The sequence below is a fragment of the Frankia sp. CeRuru1 genome (genome assembly GCF_977966315.1).
Map to the genome: position 1 here is coordinate 9,000 of NZ_CDWWEW010000116.1, position 4,426 is coordinate 13,425.

Annotated in this window: 3 protein-coding genes; 2 read left to right on the plus strand and 1 reads right to left on the minus strand. The window is 68.5% G+C overall.

Annotated elements, in window-relative coordinates; translation table 11 throughout:
* Positions 1–2,802, minus strand: a 2,802-nt coding sequence (aceE, locus tag AC08OP_RS10815) for a pyruvate dehydrogenase (acetyl-transferring), homodimeric type (RefSeq protein WP_476614071.1), incomplete at its 3' end; no start/stop codon positions are given.
* Positions 2,803–3,203: 401 nt separating this feature from the next.
* On the opposite strand from aceE, the gene AC08OP_RS10820 reads away from it, so the two are divergent.
* Positions 3,204–3,608 carry a secondary thiamine-phosphate synthase enzyme YjbQ gene (locus AC08OP_RS10820; RefSeq protein WP_476614072.1) on the plus strand — a complete coding sequence of 135 codons (405 nt, stop codon included), beginning with the start codon at positions 3,204–3,206 and terminating at the stop codon, positions 3,606–3,608.
* A 219-nt stretch (positions 3,609–3,827) separates the two neighbouring features.
* Positions 3,828–4,265, plus strand: coding sequence for a DUF3052 domain-containing protein (locus AC08OP_RS10825; protein ID WP_476614073.1), 438 nt, complete (start codon positions 3,828–3,830; stop codon positions 4,263–4,265).
* Positions 4,266–4,426: the final 161 nt, after the last annotated feature.

Below are 4,426 nucleotides of genomic sequence, written 5' to 3' on the forward strand. Positions count from 1 at the left end.
GGCCACGATCCTGGTGCCGGCCACGATCGCCTCGGGCCCGTTCAGGCCGGCCTCGCCGGCGCGCAGCCCGAATCGCCTGATCGCGTCCCCGACCGTGGTGGCCTTGACCTCACCGGCCCGGACGAGGGCTTCCAGGGTCGCGACGACGATCGACTCGGCGTCGACCTTGAAGTGCCGGCGCAGGGCGGCCCGGGTGTCGGAGCGGCCGTACCCGTCAGTGCCCAGCGAGGTGAACGGCTGCGGAACCCACCGGGAGATCTGGTCGGGCACCGCGCGCATCCAGTCGGAGACCGCCACGACCGGGCCGGCGGCCCCTTCGAGAGCGCGGGTCACGTACGGCACGGCATCGTCGGCCTCGGGGTTGAGCAGGTTGGCACGGTCGCAGTCGAGCGCCTCCCGCCGAAGCTCGTTCCACGAGGTCACCGACCACAGGTCGGCGGCGACCCCGAAGTCGGCGGCAAGGATCTCCTGCGCCGCCAGCGCCCAGTGGATGGAAGTCCCGCTGGCCAGCAGTTGGGCCCGCGGCGGGGAGTCCACGCCGGCCCCCGCCGCCGGAAGCCCGCCGACCAGGTCCTCGGCCGAGCGGAACCGGTACATTCCGGAGATGATCTGCGCCGGGTCGAGACCCGCGGGCTCGGCCGGCTGCGGCACCGGCTCGTTGTAGACGGTGAGGTAGTAGAAGACGTTGTCGTCCCGCTCGCCGTACATTCGGTCGAGCGCGTCCCGGACGATGTGCGTCACCTCGAAGGCGAAGGCGGGGTCGTAGGCCACGCAGGCCGGGTTAGTCGAGGCCAGGAGCAGGGAGTGGCCGTCCTGGTGCTGCAGGCCCTCGCCGTTGAGGGTGGTCCGACCGGCGGTCGCCCCGAGCAGGAACCCACGGCCGAGCTGGTCGCCGAGCGCCCACATCTGGTCGCCGGTGCGCTGGAAGCCGAACATCGAGTAAAAGACGTAGACCGGGATCATGTACTGCGCGTGGGTGGCGTACGCTGTGCCGGCGGCGATCACCGAGCCCATCGACCCGGCCTCGCTGATGCCTTCGTGCAGTATCTGACCGGTCTCGGACTCCTGGTAGGACAGCAGCAGTTCGCGGTCGACGGCCTCGTAGCGCTGCCCGTGCGGCGAGTAGATCTTCGCCGTCGGAAACATCGCGTCCATGCCGAAGGTGCGGGCCTCGTCGGGGATGACCGGCACGAAACGCGCGCCCATCTCCTTGGTCTTCATGAGGTCCTTCAGCAGCCGGACGAAGGCCATCGTCGTGGCGACGGGCTGTTTGCCGGAGCCCTTCCGGAGCTCGTCGAAGATCTTCGCTGGCGGCTGGGGGAGCGGCTTGGCCCGCACGACCCGCCGCGGGATCGACCCGCCGAGTGCGGCCCGGCGTTCCCGCATGTACGCGATTTCCTCGGAGTCCGGCCCGGGGTGGCAGTAGGGCGGCAGGTCACCTGACAGCGCCGAGTCCGGGATCGCCAGATAGAGCCGGTCGCGGAACTCCTTGAGCTCGCTCTTGGTCAGCTTCTTCATCTGGTGGGTGGCGTTGCGGGCCTCGAAGTCCTTGCCCAGGGTCCAGCCCTTGATGGTGTGCGCGAGGATGACCGTGGGCTGGCCCGCGTGCTCGGTCGCCGCCTTGTAGGCCGCGTAGAGCTTGCGGTAGTCGTGGCCACCGCGGGAGAGCTTGCGCAGATCGTCGTCGGAGAGGTCCGCGACCATCCGGCGCAGCCGGGCGTCCGAGCCGAAGAAGTGCTCCCGGATGTATTCGCCCGACGACGTCGAGTAGGTCTGGAACTGCCCGTCCGGCGTGGTGTTCATGCGGTTTACCAGCACGCCGTCGGTGTCCTTGGCCAGCAGCGGGTCCCAGTCGCGGCCCCAGACCACCTTGATGACGTTCCAGCCGGCGCCCCGGAACAGCGACTCCAGCTCCTGCATGATCTTTCCGTTGCCGCGGACCGGGCCGTCGAGGCGCTGCAGGTTGCAGTTGACCACGAAGATGAGGTTGTCGAGCTCCTCGCGGGCGGCCACGCCCAGCGCGCCGATCGACTCCGGCTCGTCCATCTCGCCGTCGCCGAGGAACGCCCACACCCGGCTGTTCGAGGTGTCCTTGATCTGGCGGTTGAGCAGGTAGCGGTTGAACCGGGCCTGATAGATGGCGTTGATCGGCCCGATCCCCATCGAAACCGTGGGAAACTCCCAGAAATCAGGCATAAGCCGCGGGTGGGGGTAGGACGACAGGCCGCCCGACTCGCCCTCGCGCCGGAAGGCGTCGAGCTGCTTCTCCGTCAGCCGGCCTTCCAGGAAGGCGCGGGCGTAGATGCCCGGGGACGCGTGACCCTGAATAAAGATCTGGTCACCCGAGGCGCTTCCCGGCGAGGAACTGAGATGGTCCTTGCCGCGGAAGAAATGGTTGAAGCCTACCTCGTAGAGGCTCGCGCTCGAGGCGTAGGTCGCGATGTGACCGCCGACATTGAACTCGGGGCGGTTGGCGCGGCTCACCATGATGGCCGCGTTCCACCGGATGTAGGCCCGGATGCGGCGTTCGATGTGCTCGTCGCCGGGGAACCAGGGCTCCTGCTCCGGGCTGATGGTGTTGATGTAGTCGGTGCTGGTGAGACCGGGAACACCGACCGCCTTCTCCCGGGCCCGTTCGAGGAGCTTCAGCATGATGAAGCGGGCCCGGCCGCGGCCGGACTCCTCGATGACGGCGTCGAGCGACTCCAGCCACTCGCTGGTTTCGGAGGGATCGATGTCCGGCAGCTGACTCGGTAGCCCGTCGGTGATGACCGAGAACTTCCGGGTTGTGTCCTGCGCCACGCCTTCTCCTGCTCCTCGAGCTTCCCGGGGCCGTCGCGATCATGCGAAAAGGTCCTGATCGTACGATCGTCGGCCCAGTTGTCACTTTTGCAACGTACCGGAGTGGAAACATGCATGATCAATGCGCCGCCGCATCCCGGCCGCTCGCTCATCCCATACGATGCCTGCGCTCTGGGTGATCGGCCGACCCTCGACGGCCGAGGGGGGAGGTCACCCGGAGAGCGGGTATGTCATGGACCATCGTGCTCCATCGTGCTCCATCGCGGTGGCCTCGTCACGTACGTCTTGGTTACTTCCGGGTCGAGACCTGGGCGATGTGCGTTGCGTTGTTGGCATGTCGTCCGTAGTGCGGCCGATGCCGGGCCCTGCGGTGGTGGACAATCACCCTGATGGCGACCCGGATGAAGACGACGACGCTGTCCGTGCGCACCGGCCGGCGAGAAAGTGTGGTGGATCTCACACCTGATGCGCGGCGGTTCCTTGCCGGTTCCAGCGACGGGTTGCTGTCGGTCTTCGTGCCGCATGCCACGGCCGGCGTGGCCATCCTCGAGTTGGGTTCCGGTAGTGATATCGACCTGCTCGCGGCGCTCGCGGATCTGCTCCCCGCCGACGGCAGATGGCGCCACGCGCATGGAACGTTCGGTCACGGCCGCTCGCATGTGATGCCGGCCATCATCCCGCCCTCGTTGACGGTGCCGGTGATCGACGGCCGCCTCGCGCTCGGGGTCTGGCAGTCCATTGCGCTGGTGGACCTCAACGTGGACAACCCCGATCGAACGGTCCGGCTGTCGTTCCTGGCGGGATGATTCCGCTCTCTCCGGGGTACTGGCGGGGAGTCACACCAGGCTGACCACGCCGTCGCTTGTCCACAACCGACGGCGTGGCACTTGCGCAGTCACCGGAAGGTCCGGTGGACTAGGTCGAGGCGCACCAGCCGATGAGGATCATCGTTGGATGCGTCCACCGAGACGGGACGCCCTCGCGGTTACGCGGAGCGTCAACATACGAGCAGGAGGTAGTGGAGGGTGAGTCCGACCGCGGCGAACGCCGAGGGTCAGCGCCGAGCGGAGCGGCTGGGAGTCTCCGCCGGGACCCAGGTGCAGTCGCTCAACGAGGACGACGACATCGCCCAGGACCTGCTGGACGCCATCACGAGCGCCAGCGGGACCGAGCTTGTCCCCGAGGACTCCGACGACGTCGTCGACATCGTCCTGCTGTGGTGGCGGGAGGATGACGGGGACCTGGCGAACGCCCTCATCGACGCACGGCGGCAGCTGTCCGACGACGGCGTGATCTGGCTGCTGACGCCCAAGGCCGGGCGTGCCGGCCATGTCGAGCCGAGTGACGTGCTGGACGCGGTGCCCACCGCGGGTCTCGTCCAGACCAGCACGTTGAGCGTCGCCCAGGAGTGGTCCGGCCAGCGGCTGGCGGCGCCGAAGTCGCAGCGGGTGCGCCACCGCTGACCTAAGGTGCCCGGTCCGGCCGGCCCGGCCGGGCATGGGTCGGTCCGGCCCGGCCGGGCATGGGTCGGTCCGGTCCGGTTCCCTCGGTTTCGGGGCCCGGGTCGAGGCGGGCGTGCACCGCCGTGCTCGCGTGCCTCGGGGACGGATGCGGGGTGTATGGG

What these genes read in the sequence shown, in the direction of transcription:
- AC08OP_RS10820 (WP_476614072.1), top strand. Translation starts at nt 3,204, where the DNA reads ATGAAGACGACGACGCTGTCCGTGCGCACCGGCCGGCGAGAAAGTGTG.